Source organism: Planococcus faecalis, assembly GCF_002009235.1.
GTDB lineage: Bacteria > Bacillota > Bacilli > Bacillales_A > Planococcaceae > Planococcus > Planococcus kocurii.
The window spans coordinates 2270597-2292147 of record NZ_CP019401.1; the positions used below are offsets into that span (position 1 = coordinate 2270597).

General features: G+C 42.1%; 21 protein-coding genes. 3 read left to right on the top strand and 18 right to left on the bottom strand.

Annotation, left to right across the window (positions count from 1 at the left end; genetic code table 11):
• Position 1 precedes the first annotated feature (1 nt).
• The 4 genes from priA to gmk all read right to left on the bottom strand — a co-directional run bounded on the left by priA (position 2) and on the right by gmk (position 4512).
• Positions 2 to 2398 (bottom strand): primosomal protein N', encoded by a 2397-nt coding sequence (gene priA / locus AJGP001_RS11485; protein ID WP_071153634.1) that lies wholly within the window; start codon positions 2396 to 2398, stop codon positions 2 to 4.
• A complete protein-coding gene (gene coaBC, locus AJGP001_RS11490; protein WP_071153633.1) occupies positions 2388 to 3593 on the bottom strand; it encodes a bifunctional phosphopantothenoylcysteine decarboxylase/phosphopantothenate--cysteine ligase CoaBC in 1206 nt (401 codons plus the stop codon). Before coaBC ends, priA begins: the two co-directional genes overlap by 11 nt.
• Before the next feature lie 74 nt (positions 3594 to 3667).
• Positions 3668 to 3892 carry a DNA-directed RNA polymerase subunit omega gene (gene rpoZ, locus AJGP001_RS11495; RefSeq protein WP_058384903.1) on the bottom strand — a complete coding sequence of 75 codons (225 nt, stop codon included), beginning with the start codon at positions 3890 to 3892 and terminating at the stop codon, positions 3668 to 3670.
• Positions 3892 to 4512 carry a guanylate kinase gene (gmk, locus tag AJGP001_RS11500; protein WP_058384902.1) on the bottom strand — a complete coding sequence of 207 codons (621 nt, stop codon included), beginning with the start codon at positions 4510 to 4512 and terminating at the stop codon, positions 3892 to 3894. The genes rpoZ and gmk overlap by 1 nt, the downstream gene beginning before the upstream one ends.
• Positions 4513 to 4847: 335 nt before the next feature.
• Here gmk and AJGP001_RS11505 point away from each other — a divergent pair, with 335 nt between their 5' ends.
• The 3 genes from AJGP001_RS11505 to AJGP001_RS11515 all read left to right on the top strand — a co-directional run bounded on the left by AJGP001_RS11505 (position 4848) and on the right by AJGP001_RS11515 (position 8323).
• Positions 4848 to 6512, top strand: a complete 1665-nt coding sequence (locus tag AJGP001_RS11505; RefSeq protein WP_078080566.1) for an Rqc2 family fibronectin-binding protein — start codon at positions 4848 to 4850, stop codon at positions 6510 to 6512.
• Positions 6513 to 6781: 269 nt separating this feature from the next.
• Positions 6782 to 7630 (top strand): transporter substrate-binding domain-containing protein, encoded by an 849-nt coding sequence (locus AJGP001_RS11510; protein ID WP_071153632.1) that lies wholly within the window; start codon positions 6782 to 6784, stop codon positions 7628 to 7630.
• Between the two features lie 12 nt (positions 7631 to 7642).
• Positions 7643 to 8323 carry an amino acid ABC transporter permease gene (locus AJGP001_RS11515; RefSeq protein ID WP_058384899.1) on the top strand — a complete coding sequence of 227 codons (681 nt, stop codon included), beginning with the start codon at positions 7643 to 7645 and terminating at the stop codon, positions 8321 to 8323.
• On the opposite strand, the gene AJGP001_RS11520 is transcribed toward AJGP001_RS11515, so the two are convergent.
• From AJGP001_RS11520 to AJGP001_RS11585, 14 genes are all read right to left on the bottom strand, one after another.
• A complete protein-coding gene (locus tag AJGP001_RS11520; protein ID WP_342743334.1) occupies positions 8271 to 8774 on the bottom strand; it encodes a VOC family protein in 504 nt (167 codons plus the stop codon). The genes AJGP001_RS11515 and AJGP001_RS11520 overlap by 53 nt on opposite strands.
• Positions 8775 to 8874: 100 nt before the next feature.
• Positions 8875 to 9156: a TIGR04104 family putative zinc finger protein gene (locus AJGP001_RS11525; RefSeq protein ID WP_071153631.1), complete on the bottom strand. Its 282-nt coding sequence runs from the start codon at positions 9154 to 9156 to the stop codon at positions 8875 to 8877.
• Entirely contained in the window at positions 9156 to 9452 is a 297-nt protein-coding gene (locus AJGP001_RS11530; protein WP_071153630.1) for a hypothetical protein, read from the bottom strand. The genes AJGP001_RS11525 and AJGP001_RS11530 overlap by 1 nt, the downstream gene beginning before the upstream one ends.
• A 2-nt stretch (positions 9453 to 9454) precedes the next feature.
• The gene (locus tag AJGP001_RS11535) at positions 9455 to 10783 is read right to left on the bottom strand and encodes a D-serine ammonia-lyase (RefSeq protein ID WP_071153629.1); all 1329 of its coding nucleotides are present in this window, start codon (positions 10781 to 10783) and stop codon (positions 9455 to 9457) included.
• A gap of 86 nt (positions 10784 to 10869) precedes the next feature.
• Complete coding sequence (locus tag AJGP001_RS11540; RefSeq protein WP_071153628.1) at positions 10870 to 11547, bottom strand: DUF1129 family protein; 678 nt, start codon at positions 11545 to 11547, stop codon at positions 10870 to 10872.
• On the bottom strand, positions 11531 to 11875 hold the full coding sequence (locus AJGP001_RS11545; protein ID WP_071153627.1) for a PadR family transcriptional regulator: 345 nt from the start codon (positions 11873 to 11875) through the stop codon (positions 11531 to 11533). The genes AJGP001_RS11540 and AJGP001_RS11545 overlap by 17 nt, the downstream gene beginning before the upstream one ends.
• 150 nt (positions 11876 to 12025) lie before the next feature.
• A complete protein-coding gene (gene pyrE, locus AJGP001_RS11550) occupies positions 12026 to 12649 on the bottom strand; it encodes an orotate phosphoribosyltransferase (protein WP_071153626.1) in 624 nt (207 codons plus the stop codon).
• A complete protein-coding gene (gene pyrF, locus AJGP001_RS11555) occupies positions 12649 to 13335 on the bottom strand; it encodes an orotidine-5'-phosphate decarboxylase (protein WP_071153625.1) in 687 nt (228 codons plus the stop codon). The genes pyrE and pyrF overlap by 1 nt, the downstream gene beginning before the upstream one ends.
• The gene (locus AJGP001_RS11560) at positions 13332 to 14246 is read right to left on the bottom strand and encodes a dihydroorotate dehydrogenase (protein ID WP_058384891.1); all 915 of its coding nucleotides are present in this window, start codon (positions 14244 to 14246) and stop codon (positions 13332 to 13334) included. Before AJGP001_RS11560 ends, pyrF begins: the two co-directional genes overlap by 4 nt.
• Complete coding sequence (locus tag AJGP001_RS11565; protein ID WP_078080568.1) at positions 14243 to 15010, bottom strand: dihydroorotate dehydrogenase electron transfer subunit; 768 nt, start codon at positions 15008 to 15010, stop codon at positions 14243 to 14245. Before AJGP001_RS11565 ends, AJGP001_RS11560 begins: the two co-directional genes overlap by 4 nt.
• Positions 15007 to 18195, bottom strand: coding sequence for a carbamoyl-phosphate synthase large subunit (gene carB / locus AJGP001_RS11570; RefSeq protein ID WP_078080569.1), 3189 nt, complete (start codon positions 18193 to 18195; stop codon positions 15007 to 15009). Before carB ends, AJGP001_RS11565 begins: the two co-directional genes overlap by 4 nt.
• Positions 18188 to 19282, bottom strand: coding sequence for a carbamoyl phosphate synthase small subunit (locus AJGP001_RS11575; protein WP_281251053.1), 1095 nt, complete (start codon positions 19280 to 19282; stop codon positions 18188 to 18190). Before AJGP001_RS11575 ends, carB begins: the two co-directional genes overlap by 8 nt.
• Entirely contained in the window at positions 19282 to 20559 is a 1278-nt protein-coding gene (locus AJGP001_RS11580) for a dihydroorotase (RefSeq protein ID WP_078080570.1), read from the bottom strand. Before AJGP001_RS11580 ends, AJGP001_RS11575 begins: the two co-directional genes overlap by 1 nt.
• A gap of 1 nt (position 20560) precedes the next feature.
• The gene (locus AJGP001_RS11585; protein WP_071153623.1) at positions 20561 to 21430 is read right to left on the bottom strand and encodes an aspartate carbamoyltransferase catalytic subunit; all 870 of its coding nucleotides are present in this window, start codon (positions 21428 to 21430) and stop codon (positions 20561 to 20563) included.
• Positions 21431 to 21551: the final 121 nt, after the last annotated feature.

Sequence of the window (21551 nt, forward strand, 5' to 3'; positions counted from 1 at the left end):
CTTACATGACCGATGTCGGGTTCATATCAATCGACAAAGTAGCACCTTTTTTTAGCCACTCCGCGCGGTACATTTTGATCAACTGCTGCATCGTATCGGTCAGTTTCGGTTCTTTTTTGTATTTTATCAAACATTGATAGCGATATCTATTGTTGACACGAGCAATTAGCGAAGCTGAAGGTCCGATGATCAAGGTTCCAGGGGACAACTGACTCTTCAAATAACGGACTGCTTGTTCTGCATATTCGGCGACTGTCATTAAATCCTCATGCGTAAACTGGATATTGACAACATAATAATACGGCGGGTAACCGCTTGTTCTGCGCATCGCCATTTCTTGCTCGTAAAAAGGTTCGTACAATTGATCTTTTGCTAACGTAATTGCGTAATGTTCTGGCGTGTACGACTGAACAAAAACAGTACCTGGTAGAACGTCACGACCTGCTCGACCACTAACTTGCGTTAATAATTGATAGGTCTTTTCTGCCGCACGAAAGTCAGGCAAATGAAGTGTCGTATCCGCTGACAGTACACCGACTAATGTGATGTTGGGAAAGTCCAGTCCTTTGGCAATCATTTGAGTGCCAAGCAAAATATCTGCTTTGCCTTCGCCAAATGCTGAAAGAATTTTTTCATGTGCGCCTTTCGTACGTGTCGTATCAACGTCCATTCGTAAAACTCGAGCTTGCGGCACTACTTTTGCTAACTCTTCTTCGACTTTCTGTGTACCGGTTCCAAAAAACCGGATATGCTCACTTTCACATTCCGGACAGGTTTTCGGTACACGCTCGTCATAGCCGCAATAATGGCACCTCATCGTTTCGCTTGACCGATGATACGTTAGTGAAATATCGCAATTTGGACATTGCATGACCGTACCACAATCACGGCATAGTACGAACGATGAATAGCCGCGTTTGTTAAGAAACAGCACAGTTTGCTGTTTTTTCTCTAAACGATCACGAATAGCGTCCGCCAATTGTACAGAGAACATGGAACGATTGCCATTCCGCAATTCTTCACGCATGTCGACAATATGAACTTCAGGCAAAGGTTGATTTTTTGCACGTTTTTCCAGCACTAATAATTCATAGACGCCTTTTTGTGCGCGCGCGTATGATTCGAGTGAAGGTGTCGCACTGCCCAAAATAACCGGACAATTATGATACTCACTGCGCCAAATTGCCATGTCTCTTGCATGATAGCGCGGGGAATCGTCTTGCTTATAGCTTGATTCGTGCTCTTCATCGAGGATAATTAGACCCAAGTTCTGAAACGGCGCAAAAATAGCCGAACGCGCCCCGACAACTACTTTCACTTCAGCTCGTTGGATTTTACGCCATTCGTCGTATTTTTCACCAGCCGACAAGCCACTATGAAGAACTGCAACTTGATCGCCAAATCGTTCTTTAAAACGAATGGTCATTTGAGGCGTCAGTGAAATTTCTGGTACGAGCATAATTGCTTCTTTGCCTTGCTTAAGCACTTTGTCAATTGTCTGTAAGTAAATCTCTGTTTTCCCACTTCCCGTAATACCGTGCAATAGGAAGGTTTTGGGTGTATTCAATGCGCTATCAATCAGATCAAAAGCAGCTTGCTGCGCTTGAGTCAATTTCAAGAAAGATTTCTGTTCAATTGCCGTTAACAGCATTGGATCGCGGTAAGATTCCATATTGGAAATCTGAGCTGCGCCTTTTTCAACCAAACTATAAATAGTTGGCAAGGTAACCCCGGCTTCTTTTTGCAGTTGAGAAGATTCGATGGCCCGTCCTGCATTTTTCAGGAAATACTCCATTAGCTTTACTTGTTGTTTTGCATTTGCGCGAATGTTTAAAGCTTCTAATGCTTCTAAACTACTTGAGATATGAACCATTCGCACCTTTTTTACAGCAGTTTGCTGCTGAATGTCCGTATCGGCTATAATGGTTCCTTTTTCCATTTCTTTTTTTAATAGTCCGTAGACATCGACTGCATCCTGCAATCGAATGAATGGTCGGCTTTCAAAATAAGGGCGTAAAGGAGGCGCAATTTCTTCAAGCGCTGCATTCAGCACAAAGCGTTTTTCGTATTTTGCACGCAAGGCTGCCGGTACCATAACTTGCAGCGCATCAATTTCAAAACATACCGTTTGTTGCTTCATCCACTGTGCCATTTTTAATAATTCTTCATTTAATACAGGTACTACGTCCATTAGCTCATGGATGGGTTTTAGACGTTTCGGATCAAATTCTGAGGACGACTTAATTTTCGTAATGAATCCTAGCACTTTACGGTTGCCGAACGGTACTTTCACACGCATCCCTGGCTCTGCCAAAACTTCCACTTCGGTTGGGATGGCATAGTCAAAAGGCCGGTCGATTGGATGTGCAGCAACGTCTACGATAACTTCAGCTATCATGCGATTCTTCTCTATCCGTAATCAGCTTAAACAATTGGCGTGCCAATTGCTGCTTGGGCATCATGTCAAAAATTTGCTCAAAGTCATTTTTCCCATAAATCGTAACTCGATTCGTATCCGATTCAAACCCTGCTTGGACTTCTGTTACATCATTGGCAATAATGTAATCTGCATTTTTACGCGCTAGCTTATCTTTAGCATATTGACTTACATTATTGGTTTCAGCTGCAAAACCAATCAATATTTGATTGGTTTTATGCTGACCAAGATGTTGAAGAATATCAACTGTTCGTTCTAGAACAAGGGTTGAATTGCCTTGTTGTTTTTTTATTTTTTGATTGGCAATTGCTTGTGGTCTATAATCGGCAACTGCTGCTGTTTTAACAACATAATTTGCCGTCTCGTATTGAGCTGCTACTGCCTGCAACATGTCTTCAGCGCTTTCCACTAGAATTCTTGTTACGCCACTCGGTACTGGTAATGAAACCGGACCACTAATCAAGATTGTTTCAGCACCCATCTCAGCTGCTGCTGCGGCCATGGCATAGCCCATTTTTCCGCTGGAAAAATTAGTCAAAAAACGAACCGGATCAATTCGTTCACGAGTTGGTCCCGCTGTTACAACTACTTTTTTACCAGCCAGTATATATTCACTTGAAAAATAATCGTTGATTAATGCTGTAATTTTTTCTGGTTCTTCTAAACGACCTTTCCCAACATATCCACAGGCAAGAAACCCTTCAGATGGCTCGATAAAACGGATGCCGTCTTCATGAAGCTGCTGGATATTGCGTTTGACTGCCGGATGGTCATACATATGGACATTCATTGCTGGTGCAATCCAAATAGGTGCAGTTGCAGCAAGTAAAGTCGTTGTCACCATATCATCACCGATGCCATTTGCCAATTTCCCGATAACATTGGCAGTGCCAGGCGCTACAATAATCAGGTCTGCCCAATCCGCAAGATCGATATGCGCAATGACAGAAGAATCCTTTTCATCAAACGTATCCGTGTAGACATCGTTTCTCGACATGACCTGAAAAGTTAGCGGTTGCACAAATTGCTGCGCTGACTCTGTCATCATCACTTTTACAGAAGCGCCGGCTTGAGACAGTTTACTAACAAGTGCCACCGCTTTATAAACGGCGATTCCTCCGCTGACACATAATAGAATTTTATGATTCTCCACCAACTGAAACACCCTTTCTAAACAACAAACTCCCAAAGAACAAATTTGCTCTGGGAGTCGTCTGTTGCGATTAATGGTTAAATTTCATCTTCATATATTGCGAATTCATCTTGTTTTTCTTGTGTTAAAACGCCAGCTGCTACTTCTTCAAGTGCTTTTCCAACCGATTTAACTGAAACGTATGAATCTAGTTTTTCATCACCGTTTTCGTGCAATTGGCGTGCACGTTTTGAAGCAAGTGCCACCAATGAGTATTTTGAATCAATGCGGCTTTTTAGTTTATCAACGGATGGGTATAACATCAGACATTCTCCTTTAGCATATCAAAGTATCTTCTTTCAACACGCTCACGCTTGCAATGTTCTGCAATAATGATGGCATTGATTCGATCACAGGCATTTTCAACTTCATCGTTTTCTACAACATAATCGTACAAGTTCATCATTTCCAACTCTTGACGAGCGGCTTGCAACCGAGAAGCAATCACTTCATCCGATTCAGTACCACGTCCGACAAGTCGCTCTTCTAATTCTGATAAACTTGGTGGTGCTAAGAAAATAAACAAGCCATCTGGAACTTTCGAGCGTACTTGTGCTGCACCTTGAACTTCAATTTCTAGGAACACATCGCGGCCAGCATCGCGCATTTTGTTAACATACGCAAGCGGTGTACCGTAATAGTTCCCAACAAATTCTGCGTACTCTAGCAACTCATCTTGCTCAATCAATCTTTCAAATTCACGTTTTGTCTTGAAGAAATAATCTTCTTCGTCAACTTCTCCTTCACGAGGCGACCTAGTCGTCATCGAGATAGAGTATTCATAATTTGTATCCGGCTGTGAGAACAGCTCTTTTCGTACCGTGCCTTTGCCAACACCCGAAGGCCCTGATAGGACGATCAGCAGTCCACGTTGGTTTCTCATTTTATCCCTCATTTACCTCGTCATCATTTTCTACTTAAACGCAGGAACGCGGTCTTGGTAAACACCATAGAAACCCATCCATAGCTATTTGCTACGCGATTCCCAGATCAGTTAGTTTGCCGACGTGTGAGTCTAGTGTGATAATGGAAACCATTCGGCTGACCGGAGATGCTTTCAATTATCAACAAAAAGAAATATTGCGTTTCTCACCAAACTCTTCGCCGCCATTTACGACCAATCGTTGTTCTTCGTTTTCTTACTAACTGTCTTATTATATCATAATACACCGTGAAAATGATAAGATGGAACAAAACGATTTGAAAGAGGGATATTTAATGGCATTTGATGGATTATTCACAAAATCGATGACTGGCGAACTTCAACAACTGGTCACCGGCAGGATTTCAAAAGTTCATCAGCCCAACCAGCTTGAACTACTTTTACATATACGGGCTCAAGGAAAAAATCATAAATTGCTCATTTCGATTCATCCATCGTATTCACGGATTCACTTGACAGCAGCAGCGAACGTCAACCCTTCTGAACCACCGATGTTTTGCATGTTGTTACGCAAGCATATCGAAGGCGGCGTCATCACAGAAATTTCTCAATACGGAATGGACCGTCTCATCATGCTGAAAATCAAAGCAAAGAATGAAATCGGCGATGACATTGAACGTGAGCTACACGTTGAAATGATGGGGCGACATTCCAACGTTATTTTAATCGACGCTGAGCGAACCATGATTCTCGACAGCCTGAAGCACTTGCCGCCAAGCGTCAATTCGTTTCGGACCATTCTTCCCGGACAGCCGTATATCTTTCCACCTGCTCAGGAGAAAAAGGATCCATTTGAATCCATTGACGAATTGAACAAAGCTGAACCCTCTGAAATTGTCGGTCAGTTTTCTGGCTTTTCGCCACTCAACGCACGTGAACTTGCGTTTCGTCTAGAAAGTTCTGCGGATAAGACTGAAACGACTAAAGCGTTTCTTGCTGACTTCTCAAAAGCTGATCCGACCGGCTATTATGTCGAATACCAAGGAAAAAGCTTCTTTTCTGCCAGCCCATTAACCCATATCGCAGAAAACGGTCTTGAATTTAGCACACTCGGTGAACTACTCGACCGAATGTATTATGCCAAAGCCGAACGTGATCGTGTAAAACAACAAGCCGGTGATTTGGAAAGATGGCTACAAAATGAGATTTCCAAACTAAAACTCAAGCTGAAAAAACTAAAAAAAGAGCAAGACCAAGCTGAAAAACGCGATGTTCTTCAGTTAAATGGCGAATTAATTATGGCCAATCTTCACCGTATGACTAAAGGCATGAAGGAAATCGAAGTTGATAATTATTACAATGATGAAAAAGTGACCATTACGTTAGATCCGCGTAAAACACCAATTGATAATTCACAGCGTTACTATTCACGCTACCAAAAAGCTAAAACAGCCGTTGTCAAAACGCAAGAACAAATAAGTAAGACAGAAGAAGATGTCGAGTATTTCGAAACCTTAATGTCTCAAGTTCAACAAGCTGGCATTTCAGATATTGAAGAAATTCGCGAAGAACTAGCTGAACAAGGATTTATGAAAGCACAGAAATCAAAGAAAAAGAAAAAACCTACTAAGCCTTCTGTGGAGTCTTACGTGTCTTCTGCGGGAATACCCATTTCTGTCGGTAAAAACAATAAGCAAAACGATTACGTGACATTTAAAGTAGCAGCCAAGTCTGATGTATGGCTGCATACGAAAGACATTCCAGGGTCTCACGTCATTATCCATGATAACAATCCGGATGAAACGACGATACTTGAAGCAGCCACAATCGCCGCATATTTCAGTAAAGCAAGAGAGTCGTCTTCTGTTCCTGTCGATTACACCGAGGCACGACAAGTAAAAAAACCGAATGGCTCAAAACCAGGTTTTGTTATTTATTTCGAACAAAAAACCGTGTTTGTAACGCCTGATGAAGAACTGGTTATTAAGTTAAAAAAATAGTTTATGTGCCGGAAAGCTCTTTGCTTTCTGGTTTTTTTGTAAAAATTAAGAGGTTTGTCTAAACAATAGCTTTGGACATCGCTCTCGCAATTAGCCGGAGTTTAATAATTTGAGAGTACATACTCTCCCTAAGAGCAACCAGCTATTTAGTTTACATAATTAAAATACCGTTAACACAAAAATAAATTCAATTTGAAGTTAAAACATTGCCCTAGTTTAGAGTAAATGCTATGTTCTAAAAGGATTTAAATTTAAGGGGGCTTTATTACATGAATACATATTTCTTGAAAAAAAAGACGTTTTTAACAACCGGTGTACTTGCTACATTGTTATTGGTTGGATGTAGTAATGAGGAAAGTTCAACCACGAAAGAAACATCAGCTTGGGACGAAATTCAAGACAAAGGTTCTTTAACAGTCGCTACTTCTGGTACATTGTTAGCAACATCTTTTCGTGATTCTGAATCTGATGAATTAACCGGTTTTGAAGTGGAAGTTGTACGTGAACTCGGTAATCGTTTAGAACTTGATATCGAATTTAAAGAACTTGGATTTGATGAGATGTTGACGAGCGTAAATACAGGCCAAATAGATCTTGCCGCAAATGATATTGAAATTACAGAAGACCGTGCCGAAGAATTTATTTTTTCGACGCCAATTAAACATTCATACGGCACAGCTGTTGTTCGAAAAGATGATTTATCGGACATTTCAAGTTTAGAAGATTTACCGGGTAAAAAAGCAGCTGGGGCTTCTACTTCAATTTACATGGAAATTGCACGTGATTATGGGGCCGAAGAAGTTACTTATGATAACGCTTCAAACGAGGTGTACTTAAGAGACGTGTCCATCGGTCGGACAGATGTTATTTTAAACGATTATTATTTGTCGACATTTGGAGTAGCGGCTTTTCCTGAACTAAATATCACCATTCATCCGGATATTAAATACGCACCATCAGAAGTGGGTCTTGTCATGAACAAAGACAATACGGAACTTGCTGACCATGTCGACACAGCTCTAGAAGAAATGTTGAAAGATGGTACAATTACGGAAATTTCTAAAGAATTTTTTGGTGGTGCAGATGTCTCTATTAAACCTGATATTGAAGAAAATTAAACAGGAGGTCATTTGATGAATGACATTGAATGGGGATTGCTATTCGATCCCGCTTTAGCGATTGAATCTTTGCCCTATGTGCTTGAAGGCATCGGTTATACATTGCTGATTTCCGTTGTTAGCATGATTGTCGGTATGATTATTGGCTTTTTCTTATCACTTGCTAGAACGTCTAGATTATTCGTCTTGCAATTTCCGGCACGCCTTTATATTTCCTTTATGAGAGGCGTACCGATACTCGTCATCTTGTTTCTGCTGTATTTCGCTTTGCCGGTCGTCGGCATCGAATTTACAGCTGTACAAGCCGCTTTAATTGGCTTCACGATTAACAGTGCCGCTTATATTGCGGAAGTTTTCCGTTCTTCATTGGCATCGGTTGATAAAGGGCAATGGGAATCCTCGACCGCACTGGGGTTGACCTACTGGCAATCGATGCGACGTATTATTCTTCCACAATCTATTCGTATTGCGATACCTCCTTTATCGAATGTTTATCTAGACTTGATCAAAGCTTCTTCATTAGCTGCGATGATTACCGTTCCAGAAATTTTTCAGAAAGCACGAATTGTCGGTGCACGCGAATACGATTTACTGACGATGTTGATTTTAGTGGCGCTCATTTACTGGGCAATTTGTTCGGTTATGACGATTTTGCAAAACTACCTTGAAAAACGTTACGCCGATTACATTTAAGAAGCATCCGGAGAGTGTTCTTCCGGATGCTTCTTTCGATTGATCGCATATATATTTCTTGCATATAGAGAACTTCCCACATATGGCCATCCAAGTCTATAAAGCTGCCATAATACATAAATTCGTCGTCTACGTTTTCATTTGCTGGTTGAGCTCCTGCTGTTAATGCCAGACTGATTAACTCGTCTACTTTTTCTTTGCTGGGAGCTGAAATAGTAAGAATAACTTCTCTTTGGCTAGAGGTATCTGCAATTTCTTTTTTTGTGAACCCTTTAAAATATGCCTCAGTCAAGAGCATCACATAACTAGTGGGCCCAATAATCAAAGCTGCACCATCATCATTGGTCATATTGTTTTCAAATTCAAATCCGAGTTGCTTGAAAAAAGAGACCGACTTCTCTAAGTTTTTCACCGGCAAATTGACGAAGATGTGACTCGATTGGATACTCATGCTGTTGCCTCCCTTTTTCTTTTTATCTTTTTAACATTAGTTATTCGCTGTAGCCTTCTGTTCTTCCTGCAAAGAAAAAAAGATCCTCAGAAAGGATCTTTTAAGCTAGCCGATATCGCATCAAATAAGGCAGCATGAGACTATTTACAGGAATGATAATTAACACAGCCAGTATAAATGTTTGTGTGCTAGTTGGATAAGATAAAAGATTGAAAGCAAAAATTGGTCCTATTACTAGTAATGAAGCTAAAATGCGGGACAGAAATTGAACTTTATAAAGCTTTCCACAATTTTGGCAAGCAATCGGCTTATAAGCAAGCCACAAAGATTTACTAACTTGTTTCCAAGTAAATGAAGTACGGCAGATTTCGCATTTCTGCATTAGGTATCCGCCTTAAGCTTATCTACATATTGTTTTGCTTCTAACAGCGACCAGCCGAATTCCTGTCGCGTGCGTTTTACCGCTTCAATTGTTTTACCTTGTTTTAAAAGTTCGCGAAGTTCTTCATTGACCTTTTGTTCTACCGATGCCATCTCTGGCATTGTTTGTTTAAGCAGTTTCTCAACTTTACTGACTCTGTTTTCAAGTGTTTCAATGTGTTTCTCTACCGCGCTATATACAATATAACCGGCTATAAGAATTGTTCCGACTACAATACTAATCCACGTTAAATCCATTTTCAGCCTCCTAAATAAGCTTTTCCACGTTGATAAAATCCGTTCATTTCTTCTTGTGGCACTAACGCACCGCCAGTTGACCAAACAATGTGAGTAGCTGCAGTCATCGAAACTTGGTTGGTTTTTGCGTAACCCGAAGCCCTAATTTTCAGTGGACCCAGCAATCCGGCTGTAGCAGATGGTTCAATGAAGATTTCTTCACTATCTGCTAGAAGAGTCAATAATTTAAATAGCTCCTGATCTTCAATCGTATAGATGCCACTAATGGTTTTTTCACTAATACCAGAAGCAAAGCTCGACGGCCTTCCAACTGCCAGTCCGTCTCCTTCTGTGACGTTATCGATGCCGAAATCTTGGACGCAGAGCTTTTCTTTTTCACCTGTCATTAATCCGACCAACACGGCAGGAGAATGCGTTGGTTCCACGAAAAAGCAATGAACCGCATCTCCGAAAATTTGGCGCATTCCAAATGCAATGCCACCAGGTGCTCCGCCTACTCCACATGGTAAATAGACAAAAAGTGGATGGTCAGCATCCACTTGAATAGCTGCAGCATCTAATTGTTGCTTAAGACGAAAAGCGGCAACACTGTACCCTAAAAATAAATGTTCAGATTTTTCATCATCAACAAAATAAGCATCGGACTTGGCGAGCGTTCTCTGTCGTCCTGCAGCTATGGCTTCACTAAAATCTCCTTCAAATTCTACGACAGTTGCTCCTTTTTCACGCAGTAAGTCTTTTTTCCATTGTTTCGCGTCTGAAGACATATAGACGGAAACTTGGAATCCGAGTTTGGCGCTGATAATACCAATACTAAGACCGAGATTCCCGGTAGAACCTACGCCAATCGAATAGTGGCTAAAAAACTGCTTGAACTGTTGAGATGAGAACTGCTCATAACTTTGTTCCGTTGCCAGCAGTCCTGCAGCTATGGCTAATTTCTCTGCATGATGCAGCACTTCATAAACACCGCCACGTGCTTTAATGGATCCAGCAATTGGTAATTCATTATCGCATTTCAAAAATAACTTTCCTTCAATTTCCCCGTCGTAATGATCATCGAGTTGCTGTTTCATCATAGGAATTTCACGTAGCGGTGATTCTACAATGCCGTTAGCTGCCGCAGTATCTGGAAACTCTGTTGCTAAATACGGCGCAAATCGTTGCCAAAGCTGCTCTGCTCGTTGCATATCTGCTAAATTCACGGCAAGCCCAGATATGTCCGCCATTTTTTTACGTTTTGAATTTAACCAAAAAACTGTCTCTAAATTAATCATATTTTTCAGCATTGGATATTGTTCGATCCAGCTGTTGATTTGTTGTTGTTGCATGAACTTGAAATCTCCTTTCATTCGAATAGTCTAGTAATTACATTATAAAGGAGCCACTAAAGAATTTCATCCTTGCTAATTTTTCATCAACTTGTTGAAAGGTGACTCACCCCTTTCGTTACTCCTAATAAAGCCAGTCCAATCAATAGAAATACCCACCACTGAATTTGGATGACTGGACCAATTCCTTCAAAGACATAGCCAACTCCCATTATAAAAGCAACTCCGGCCATACCAAACAATCCGGATTGAACATAAATTTTCCAGTTTTGAATTTCCTTTTTGAAAACAGAAGAACGAATAATTCGAAAAACAATAAATACACCTAGAATACCAACCAGAAACAATGCCAGTAAAATTAGCAACACACTTCCTAATGCAAAATCATTATCTACAGGAATAAAAATCGAAATCACACCATTTAGGATTCCATATGAAAGTGCAAACCAACCTGCCAACCCAAGCATGAATGATGTCGCAAGCAACATAATATTTCGTTTATCCTCTTTCGGTATATTGGCAATGAGTTCATTTGCATAAGCTTCTGGAGAATCACCAAACAAATCCGTAGCATTTTTGCCATTCTCCTGCCCTTCAATTATGTGATCTAATAAATCCATCAACAGCTCTTCTGCTGCACGCTCATCAACTCGAAGATCTGTTCGTATATACAGCAATAAATCTTCATAGACTTTCTCGTTTTTAGAAGTTAAAAGCTCTCTTTTATCGTTATTCTCCTTAATCAGTTTACTCGTTCCTCTCATCGTGTCCACCCCTTTTCAGTAATTGACTGACCGGCTCGGCAATTTGCAGCCACTCAAAAGCCATTTGCTCTAGCTCCACTTTTCCTTCCTCGGTCAAAAAATAATACTTGCGATTCGGCCCGGTTGCAGAAGGTCTCATTTCACCGCGGATAAAGCCATTTTTCTGCAGCCGAAGTAACACGGGATAAATAGTGCCATCACTAATGTCCGGCAACCCAATTCTTTGTAGCTTTTGCGAAAGTTCATAGCCATAGATCGGTTGCTCTTCCACTACAGCCATTACACAAGCTTCTAAAACCCCTTTTAGCAATTGGCTTCTAAGAGCCATATCAGTCTCTCCCTTCGGTACTCGGCAATACAAGATAGTGTTTCAAAAAATAACTACCTTGCATTACCAACTAGTTGTTTATAGTGTAATCAGTTTACTCATTTATGTCAACAATTTCAACATAGAAAAAAACCGACCAATTGGCCGGCTTTACAAAGTTCCTGCTTTTAACTTTTCATGCCAATCTGCAAGCATCGGCAGTTCGTCTTCACTAATAGCACCCGTACTCAACGCCTGTTCAACAAGCGCTGGGAAATCCGTTAACGTGTGGAACGTGTAACCTGCTCCTGTGAAGGCCTCGATGGATTGCGGTAAATCGTAAGTGAAAATCGCCACGATTCCAAGTACGTCAAAGCCTGCTGCTTCTAACGCTTGTGCTGCTTGCAAAACAGAACCACCTTTAGAAATCAAATCTTCTACGACCACTACTTTTTGACCTTTTTCGATTTTGCCTTCAATCATATTTGTTTGACCGTGTTCTTTCGCTTTCGAACGTACGTAAACCATTGGCAGTTCGAGTATATCACTAACCCAAGCCGCATGCGGAATACCTGCAGTGGCAGTTCCTGCAACCACTTCACAGTCAGGATAATATTCGTTAATGGTTTCTGCTAGACTGGCAGCAATGTCTTTGCGTACTTTTGGGTAAGACATTGTCAATCGGTTATCACAGTAAATCGGTGACTTAACGCCTGATGCCCAAGTAAAAGGATCTTGCGGACGCAATTCGACTGCACCAATAGATAGTAAATGATTTGCTACTTTTAACTTCATTATTGTCCACTCCATTCTGTTGCAATCTGGCTGTAACTTTCTGATGGGTTGTCAGCTTTTGTAATGGCTCGACCGACCACAATATGACTAGAACCTTTTTCACGCGCTTGCGCTGGAGTCGCGATGCGTTTTTGATCGTTTGCTAAAACGCCTGCCGGTCGAATGCCTGGTGTGACACGCAAAAATTCTTGTCCGCATGCATCTCCTATAGCTTGTGCTTCTAGTACGGAACAAACCACACCGTCTAATCCTGCTTGCATCGCACGTTTTGCGTAATGCAATACGGATTCTTCCAGGCTGACATAAATCAATTGATCTTCGTGCATCTGTTCTTCACTAGTTGAAGTCAATTGTGTCACAGCAATCAGTTTTGTATCACTATCCGCTAGTCCACGTTTAGCTGCTTTCATCATTTCAAATCCTCCTGCAGCATGAACATTGACCATGTCCACCCCAAGTTTAGACAAGCCACGCATAGCAGATTCAACGGTATTAGGAATATCGTGTAGTTTCAAGTCTAAGAAAATTTCATGACCGAGCGATTTGATGTAACGAATTAGCTCAGGCCCTTCTTGGTAATAAAGCTCCATGCCTACTTTGACAAAAAGCGGCTCAGAAAACTGCATTAAAAATTCTTCTACTTGTTGTTTTGATGCAAAATCTAAAGCAATAATGGGTTTACTCACAGACGGTGGCTCCTTCCGACAAGTTGTTCGACTGAATCAAATCCAAGTTCATGCAAGCGTTCGGGTAGTTGAGCGATGATTTCTGGGCACACAAACGGATTGACGAAATTGGCTGTTCCGACCGCTACAGCGCTCGCGCCGGCTGATAAAAAGTCGATGACATCGTCCACATTTGTTACCCCACCCATACCGATAATTGGCAGCTTAGTATGCTGGCTAACTTCATAAATCATCCGCAATGCGACCGGTTTAATAGCTGGGCCTGACAAGCCACCTGTAATATTGGCGATAATCGGACGTCCAGTTTTCGTATCCATGCGCATGCCGAGTAATGTATTAATCATCGTAATGCCATCCGCACCACCTTCTTCGACTGCTTTGGCGATTGACACGATATTCGTCACGTTCGGCGACAATTTAATATAAACCGGCACAGCAGACACTTCTTTTACAGCACGTGTTAATTCACGTGCTACGTCTGGATCGGTACCGAACGTGATGCCGCCTTGCTTAACGTTTGGACACGAAATATTGATTTCCAGTGCATGGACATTTGGTGCTTGTGAAATAGCTTTCGCGACTTCGACATAGTCTTCTGTCGTCGTTCCTGCTACATTGGCAATGATCGGCACGTCGTACTTTTCTAACCATGGTAATTCTTGACCGGCTACTTTTTCAAGGCCAGGATTTTGTAAACCGATAGCGTTTAGCATACCCGATGCTGTTTCTGCAACTCGCGGAGTCGGATTACCAAGACGCATTTCAACGGTCGTTGCTTTAATCATGATAGCGCCAAGCTGCGACAAATCGTATAATTGCGCATACTCTTTACCAAAACCGAAACAGCCAGAAGCTGGCATAATTGGGTTTTTTAAGTTGAGTCCTGGAAGTTTAACTGTTAAATCAATCATGAAATCACCACTCCTGCTGGAAATACCGGCCCATCTGAACATACTTTGATGTAATCCGTTTCACTTTTCGTTGTCCGGCAAACGCAAGCGAAGCAAGCTCCAATGCCACAACCCATGCGCTGTTCATAAGACAAAAATCCTTTTTTCTGTGGATAAGCCCATTGCACCGCTTCAAGCATCGCCGTTGGGCCACAGCTGTAATAAGTATCAAAATCAGTTGGTAACTCATTAAGGATATGCGTGACAAACCCTTGCGTACCATGAGATCCATCCACTGTCGCAATATGCGTATCTCCAAGTCCACGAAATTTTTCTTCGTAGAAAACGGCTTGTTTGCTTTCAAATCCGAGGATATGGACAGTTTCGATACCGCGCGCGTTTAACTGTTTGGCGAGTTCATATAGCGGTGGAACACCGATTCCTCCGCCAATTAAATACGCTTTTTTCACAGCTTCTTCTACTGGAAAGCCATGTCCGAGTGGTCCGAGTACGTCTAAGGTATCACCGGCTCTTTTTTCAGCCAATAACTGTGTACCGCGTCCTTCTGCTCGGTAAATCATTGTGAATTGCGAAGCTTCTAGATCGATCGAAGCCACTGAAATTGGGCGCCGCAACAACGGTTCAAAACTATCGGCCACACGAATATGGACAAATTGTCCGGGCTCTGCCATTTCATTGGCAAGAACCCCTTTTACAGTTAGTTCAAAAATATGATGGGCGATTTGCTGCTGTTTGATAATTTGCATACGTTCTTGTTTGATCATATACCTGCCCCCATTTCCTCCGCTGAGAAGGTCATTGATTCGATGACACGTAGCATCGCTTCTGCCGTGTCTAGTGAAGTTAGGCAAGGAATGCCATTTTCAACCGATTCACGACGAATGCGGAAGCCGTCACGTTCTGGCTGTTTGCCTCTCGTCAATGTATTGATGACAATTTGCGTATCGCCATTTTGAATCGCATCGAGTAAGGTTTTTCCTTCTGAACCAATTTTGCCGACAGGTACTACAACAATCCCTGCTTCTTCAAAAGCTTTTGCCGTTCCGCCAGTCGCCATGATTTGGTAGCCGATTGCTTTAAAGCGTTTAGCTAAACCAATTGCTTCTTCTTTGTCTTTATCCGCGACTGTTAATAACACCGTACCGTGATCTTTCACTTCCATACCTGCTGCTGCTAGTCCTTTATACAAGGCTTTTTCAAGTGTCGTGTCTTTCCCCATGACTTCGCCGGTAGATTTCATTTCTGGCCCGAGTGTAATGTCAACACGGCGTAGCTTGGCAAAAGAGAAGACCGGTACTTTGACGAATACTCCTTTTGAAATTGGTGCAAGTCCTGGTGTAAAGCCTTGGTCAACGATGCTTTGCCCTAAAATTGCTTTTGTCGCAATATTAGCCATTGGAATTGATGTAATTTTACTCATGAATGGCACTGTACGACTTGATCTTGGATTGACTTCAATCACAAAGACTTCCCCTTTCGAGATAACATACTGGATGTTCAATAAGCCGATGATGTTCAATCCTTTTGCTAATCGTGTGGTGTAATCAACGAGTGTATCAAGTAATTCTGTTGAAATGTTTTGTGTTGGGTAAACTGCGATCGAGTCACCTGAGTGAACGCCTGCGCGTTCAATATGTTCCATAATCCCTGGAATTAAGACATGTTCACCGTCTGAAATGGCATCTACTTCAATTTCGATTCCTGTTAAGTAACGATCAACGAGTACTGGATGTTCTGGACTTGCTTCTACTGCGTGTTCCATGTAGTATTTCAAGTCTTCTTCGTTGTAGACGATTTCCATTGCGCGTCCTCCAAGTACATACGAAGGACGAACGAGTACCGGATAACCAATGTCCGCAGCGATAATGATGGCTTCGTCTGCATTTACAGCCGTTTTTCCTAAAGGTTGTGGAATGCCGATTTCGTGCAAAGCTGCTTCGAATTTATTGCGATTTTCTGCTCTGTCTGTATCTTCTAGTGAAGTTCCTAAAATTTTAACACCGTTTTGCTCAAGTTTTTCAGCTAAGTTAATGGCCGTCTGTCCGCCGAATTGAACGACAACTCCTTTTGGCTGCTCCAGATCAACGATGTGCATAACATCTTCGATTGTCAGCGGTTCAAAATACAATTTATCGGAAATCGAGAAATCGGTTGAAACGGTTTCCGGATTATTGTTGACGATTATCGCTTCGTAACCCGCTTCTTTAATCGCCCATACAGAGTGCACCGTCGCATAGTCGAATTCAACGCCTTGACCGATACGGATTGGGCCTGAACCGAGAACAATGACCGACTCTTTGTCTGTTTTTACTGATTCATTTTCATCTTCATACGTGCCGTAAAAATAAGGCGTTTCCGATTCAAACTCTGCCGCACATGTATCGACCATTTTGTAGACCGGCATTAATTTTTGTTCTTTGCGCCAGTTATACACTTGCTGCTCTGTTGTGTTCCAAAGTTTGGCGATTGTCCGGTCTGCAAAGCCTAAACGTTTGGCACGTTTTGCTACGTCGTAGTCAAACGCTGCGTTTTTCAAATCTTCTTCGTATTTTACGATGTTTTCGAATTTCTTCAAGAAGAATAAATCGATTTGGCTCCATTCGTTAATGGTTTCGATTGATACACCGCGGCGAAGTGCTTCGCCGATAAAGAACAAACGCTCATCTCCCGCTCGACAAATACGTTTTTGAATCCATTCATCACTCATGCTATCCGCATTTTTTAGCTCTAAGTGGAATTGCCCTGTTTCTAATGAACGGACAGCTTTTAAAATAGACTCTTCAAATGTACGACCCATCGCCATAACTTCGCCGGTTGCTTTCATTTGCGTTCCTAAATTGCGTTTAGCAGATTCGAATTTATCAAACGGCCAGCGTGGAATTTTCGTTACCACATAATCAAGTGCCGGCTCAAATGCAGCATATGTGCGCCCTGTCACGGGGTTCATCATTTCATCCAAAGTTAAACCGACAGCAATTTTTGCAGCTAGTTTCGCAATTGGATAACCTGTTGCTTTTGATGCTAGTGCAGAAGATCGACTAACCCGCGGATTTACTTCAATGATGTAGTAGTTAAAGCTAAATGGATCTAATGCCAACTGTACGTTGCAGCCACCTTCAATTTTCAAGGCGCGAATAATCTTCAAAGATACATTGCGCAGCATTTGATATTCGCGGTCGGATAAAGTTTGGCTTGGTGCGACAACGATGGAATCACCTGTATGGATGCCAACTGGATCAATGTTTTCCATGTTACAAACGACTATCGCCGTATCGTTTTTATCGCGCATCACTTCATATTCAATTTCTTTAAAGCCCGCAATTGATTTTTCTAGTAAACATTGTGTAACCGGGCTGTATTTCAAACCACTTGCTACAATTTCTTTCAGTTGATCATAATTCTCGCAAATGCCTCCGCCCGTTCCACCTAGTGTAAAGGCTGGACGAACGATCACTGGATAACCCACACGGTCAACGAAATTTCCAGCTTCTGTCATGTTGTGAATAATATCTGAATCTGGAACCGGTTCGCCAAGTTCGTTCATCAACGTTCGGAACAAGTCACGGTCTTCTGCTTTATGGATGGCTTCAAGCTTGGTACCTAAAATTTCAATATTCAACTCATCTAAAATACCTGACTCATCCAGTTCAATCGCCATGTTTAGTCCTGTTTGGCCTCCAAGTGTCGGAAGCAGTGCATCCGAACGCTCTTTACGCAAGATGCGGCTAACGAATTCCAGTGTGATCGGTTCGATATACACTTTATCTGCAATTTCCGTGTCTGTCATGATAGTTGCTGGGTTTGAGTTAATTAGGATTACGCGGTATCCTTCTTCTTTTAACGCAAGACACGCTTGTGTTCCTGCATAGTCAAACTCTGCTGCTTGTCCGATTACGATGGGTCCTGATCCGATTACGAGTATACTTTGAATATCTTGTCTTTTAGGCATGTTGTTGCTCCTTTCGAGTTGCGTTCATAACATCAATAAAGCGATCAAATAAGTAGTTGGAGTCTTCTGGTCCGGGTGATGATTCTGGGTGGTATTGAACTGTGAATGCTGGGTAATCTAAGTGTGCCAAGCCTTCGTTCGTACCATCGTTTAATGCGCTATGCGTTACTTTTAGACGAGTTCCTTGCAAAGTATCTTCATCCACAGCGTAGCCATGGTTTTGTGATGTGATTTCGATTTTCCCTGTAACTAAGTCGCGTACTGGATGATTTCCTCCGCGATGACCGAATTTCAATTTGAAGGTGTCCGCACCGCAAGCTCTTGCGAATAATTGGTGTCCTAAGCAGATGCCGAAGATTGGAACTTGACCAAGTAGTTCACGTACCACTTCTACACATTCCTCTACATCTTTTGGATCTCCAGGGCCGTTTGATAGCATAACGCCGTCAGGTCCCCAAGCAAGAATTTCTTTTGATGTCGTGTTATAAGGAACGACAATGACGTCGCAATCGCGATTATTAAGCTCACGCAAAATGCCATGCTTCATGCCGTAGTCAATTAATACAACCCGTTTGCCACGACCAGGGCTTGGATAAGGACGTGCTGTTGAAACTTGCGCCACTTGGTCGCTTGGCAAAATCGTTTCTTGAAGCGTCTTCACGACTGCTGCTAATTGAACCTCTTCACCTGCTGCTGTTAAGACACCTTTGATGGCACCTTTTGAGCGAATCAAACGCGTCAGTTTTCGTGTATCAATACCTGAAATTCCAGGAATATCTTTCGTTTTAAATAACTCGTCCAAGGTTGAATTATTTCTGAAGTTGGAAGGGAACTCAGCAAGTTCCCGAACGACCATGCCTTTTACTGCGGGTTCAATCGATTCGAAATCGTCGCTATTAATGCCATAGTTGCCGATTAGTGGGTAAGTCATCGTGACAATTTGTCCGCAGTAAGAAGGATCCGATAAAATTTCCTGATAACCCGTCATACTCGTATTAAAAACGATTTCCCCAACAGAAGCACTATCGCTTCCGAATGCTGTTCCTTCAAATACCGTACCGTCTTCTAAAATTAAATAACGTTTCATTAATTTTTCTCCTCCTGCCATACGATTTCGCCACCAAAGATGGTTGTTACTGGCCACCCTGTACAATTCCAACCATTAAATGGTGTGTTTTTACCTTTTGATAAAAATTCTTCTACTTGAATTGGTTGTTCTTTTTCAAGATCTAATAATACGAGATCCGCTGTTTGCCCAATTTCTAAAGTGCCATATGGCAAGTTGAACGTTTCGCTCGGTTTAATCGTCAACCAGTCGATTAGTTGTTGTAACGTCCATGTGCCGGTTTTGACAAAGTTGCTATAGAGCAGTGGAAATGCTGTTTCAAAACCGACGATTCCAAACATCGAACCATTCATGCCATTTGTTTTTTCTGCTTCCGTGTGCGGTGCATGGTCTGTCGCGATAAAGTCTAGCGTGCCATCAAGCAAGCCTTCGTGTAACGCTTGCCAATCTTCTTTTGCACGTAGTGGTGGATTCATTTTGTAATTGGCATCGTCCGATGGAATATCATCTTCTGTTAAGAGCAAATGATGAGGTGTAACTTCAGCTGTTACGCGCACTCCTGCACGTTTTGCGTCGCGAATGACGCGAACTGATTCTTTTGTGCTGACGTGGCAAACGTGATAATGTGCGCCTGCTGCTTCTGCTAGTAAAATGTCGCGTGCAATATGCACCGATTCCGCAATTGCTGGAATCCCTTTAAGCCCAAGTTCTCTACTGCGTTTGCCTTCGTGCATGACCCCATCGTAAATCAAGCTATTGTCTTCGCAATGTGCAACGACTGCCATGTCAATTTCCGCTGCTTCTTGCATCGTTTCGTACATCATTCCCGCTTCTTGAATGCCGACACCATCATCCGTAAAAGCAAAAGCACCGTTCTCTTTTAGTTCTTGTAAGTTTGTACGTTCTTTTCCTGCTTCTCTGATGGTGATTGACGCGTACGGCAAAACTCGGATAAGCGCATTTTTTTCAATCAATCCGTTGACTAGCTGCAGATTTTCTTTCGTATCCGGAACAGGACGCGTGTTTGGCATCGCACAAATTGTGGTGTAGCCACCTTTTGCTGCCGAATGTGTTCCACTTTCGATGGTTTCTTTCTGCTCACCACCGGGTTCACGCAAATGAACATGGACATCAACAAATCCTGGTGCAATCATCCGGCCTTTGCCGTCAATTTGGGTCTCATTATCCGCTTGTAACTCTTTACCGATTTCTTTAATTTTGCCTTCTTTAATACGAATAGTTGTAGGGGTTAATTCTCCATTTTGCAGCATGTTTACGTTTTTAATGAATAAATTCAAGTTAATCTCTCCCTTTCAATGCGTATTCAAGTACTGCCATCCGAATAAAAACTCCGTTTGCCATTTGTTTAAAAATTCGTGAACGTTCACATTCGACTAAGCAATCTGCAATTTCGACGCCGCGGTTGATTGGCGCAGGATGCATAATAATGGCACCATCCTTCATTTTCTTTTCGCGTTCGATCGTTAAGCCGTATTGCTCATGGTAATTTTCTTTCGAGAAAAGAGCTGATACTGCATGACGTTCATGCTGAACGCGAAGCATCATGACAACATCTGTAGTTTCAATAAAGTCACCCAAATGCTCGGAAGATTCGTACTCTCCGCTCCAGTCCGCCGGGCACACAAAACTCACTTTTGCTCCTAATTGTTTGAGTGCCGCTGCATTTGATTTTGCGACACGGCTATGAGCAATGTCTCCAACGATGGTGATATGAATGCCTTCGATCCGTCCAAACTCTTGATATATGGTCATTAAGTCTAAAAGAGATTGTGTTGGATGTTGACCTGAGCCATCTCCACCATTGATGACAGCAACGTCGCATCCTTCTAGTTGTTGATAATACTCTTCTTCTTCATGACGTATAATGACTGCACCTACGCCAATTGCTTCCATCGTTTTTACTGTATCGTAAAGTGTTTCACCTTTTAAGATGCTAGAAAAAGCTGTTTCAAAAGGTAGTACAGCGAGTCCCATATGATGCTCTGCCATTTCAAAACTCATTTTTGTTCTTGTGCTTGGTTCGAAAAACAAGTTGACGACCGTGCCATCAATTGGCGCTCTCTTGCCTTGCTGAAATTCTCCAGCACGCTTAAGCAAACTCATAATCGTGTCATTTTCTAAGTTGTTCATAGATAGTAAGTTTGGCAAAATCGACTCCTCCTCTCATTCGTCAGACAAAAAAACACCTTCCCAGAGGCAGGAAGGTGTGAGGAAAAAAGGGTAGTGTTTACCCATTCTTCAACCCTTTCCATGCCTCTCTGGACATTCA

Coding starts and splice junctions, on each gene's coding strand:
- priA (WP_071153634.1), bottom strand. CDS start 2,398: ATGATAGCTGAAGTTATCGTAGACGTTGCTGCACATCCAATCGACCGG.
- rpoZ (WP_058384903.1), bottom strand. CDS start 3,892: ATGTTATACCCATCCGTTGATAAACTAAAAAGCCGCATTGATTCAAAA.
- gmk (WP_058384902.1), bottom strand. CDS start 4,512: ATGAGAAACCAACGTGGACTGCTGATCGTCCTATCAGGGCCTTCGGGT.
- AJGP001_RS11505 (WP_078080566.1), top strand. CDS start 4,848: ATGGCATTTGATGGATTATTCACAAAATCGATGACTGGCGAACTTCAA.
- AJGP001_RS11510 (WP_071153632.1), top strand. CDS start 6,782: ATGAATACATATTTCTTGAAAAAAAAGACGTTTTTAACAACCGGTGTA.
- AJGP001_RS11520 (WP_342743334.1), bottom strand. CDS start 8,774: ATGAGTATCCAATCGAGTCACATCTTCGTCAATTTGCCGGTGAAAAAC.
- AJGP001_RS11525 (WP_071153631.1), bottom strand. CDS start 9,156: ATGCAGAAATGCGAAATCTGCCGTACTTCATTTACTTGGAAACAAGTT.
- AJGP001_RS11530 (WP_071153630.1), bottom strand. CDS start 9,452: ATGGATTTAACGTGGATTAGTATTGTAGTCGGAACAATTCTTATAGCC.
- AJGP001_RS11535 (WP_071153629.1), bottom strand. CDS start 10,783: ATGCAACAACAACAAATCAACAGCTGGATCGAACAATATCCAATGCTG.
- AJGP001_RS11540 (WP_071153628.1), bottom strand. CDS start 11,547: ATGAGAGGAACGAGTAAACTGATTAAGGAGAATAACGATAAAAGAGAG.
- AJGP001_RS11545 (WP_071153627.1), bottom strand. CDS start 11,875: ATGGCTCTTAGAAGCCAATTGCTAAAAGGGGTTTTAGAAGCTTGTGTA.
- pyrE (WP_071153626.1), bottom strand. CDS start 12,649: ATGAAGTTAAAAGTAGCAAATCATTTACTATCTATTGGTGCAGTCGAA.
- AJGP001_RS11560 (WP_058384891.1), bottom strand. CDS start 14,246: ATGATTGATTTAACAGTTAAACTTCCAGGACTCAACTTAAAAAACCCA.
- AJGP001_RS11565 (WP_078080568.1), bottom strand. CDS start 15,010: ATGATCAAACAAGAACGTATGCAAATTATCAAACAGCAGCAAATCGCC.
- carB (WP_078080569.1), bottom strand. CDS start 18,195: ATGCCTAAAAGACAAGATATTCAAAGTATACTCGTAATCGGATCAGGA.
- AJGP001_RS11575 (WP_281251053.1), bottom strand. CDS start 19,282: ATGAAACGTTATTTAATTTTAGAAGACGGTACGGTATTTGAAGGAACA.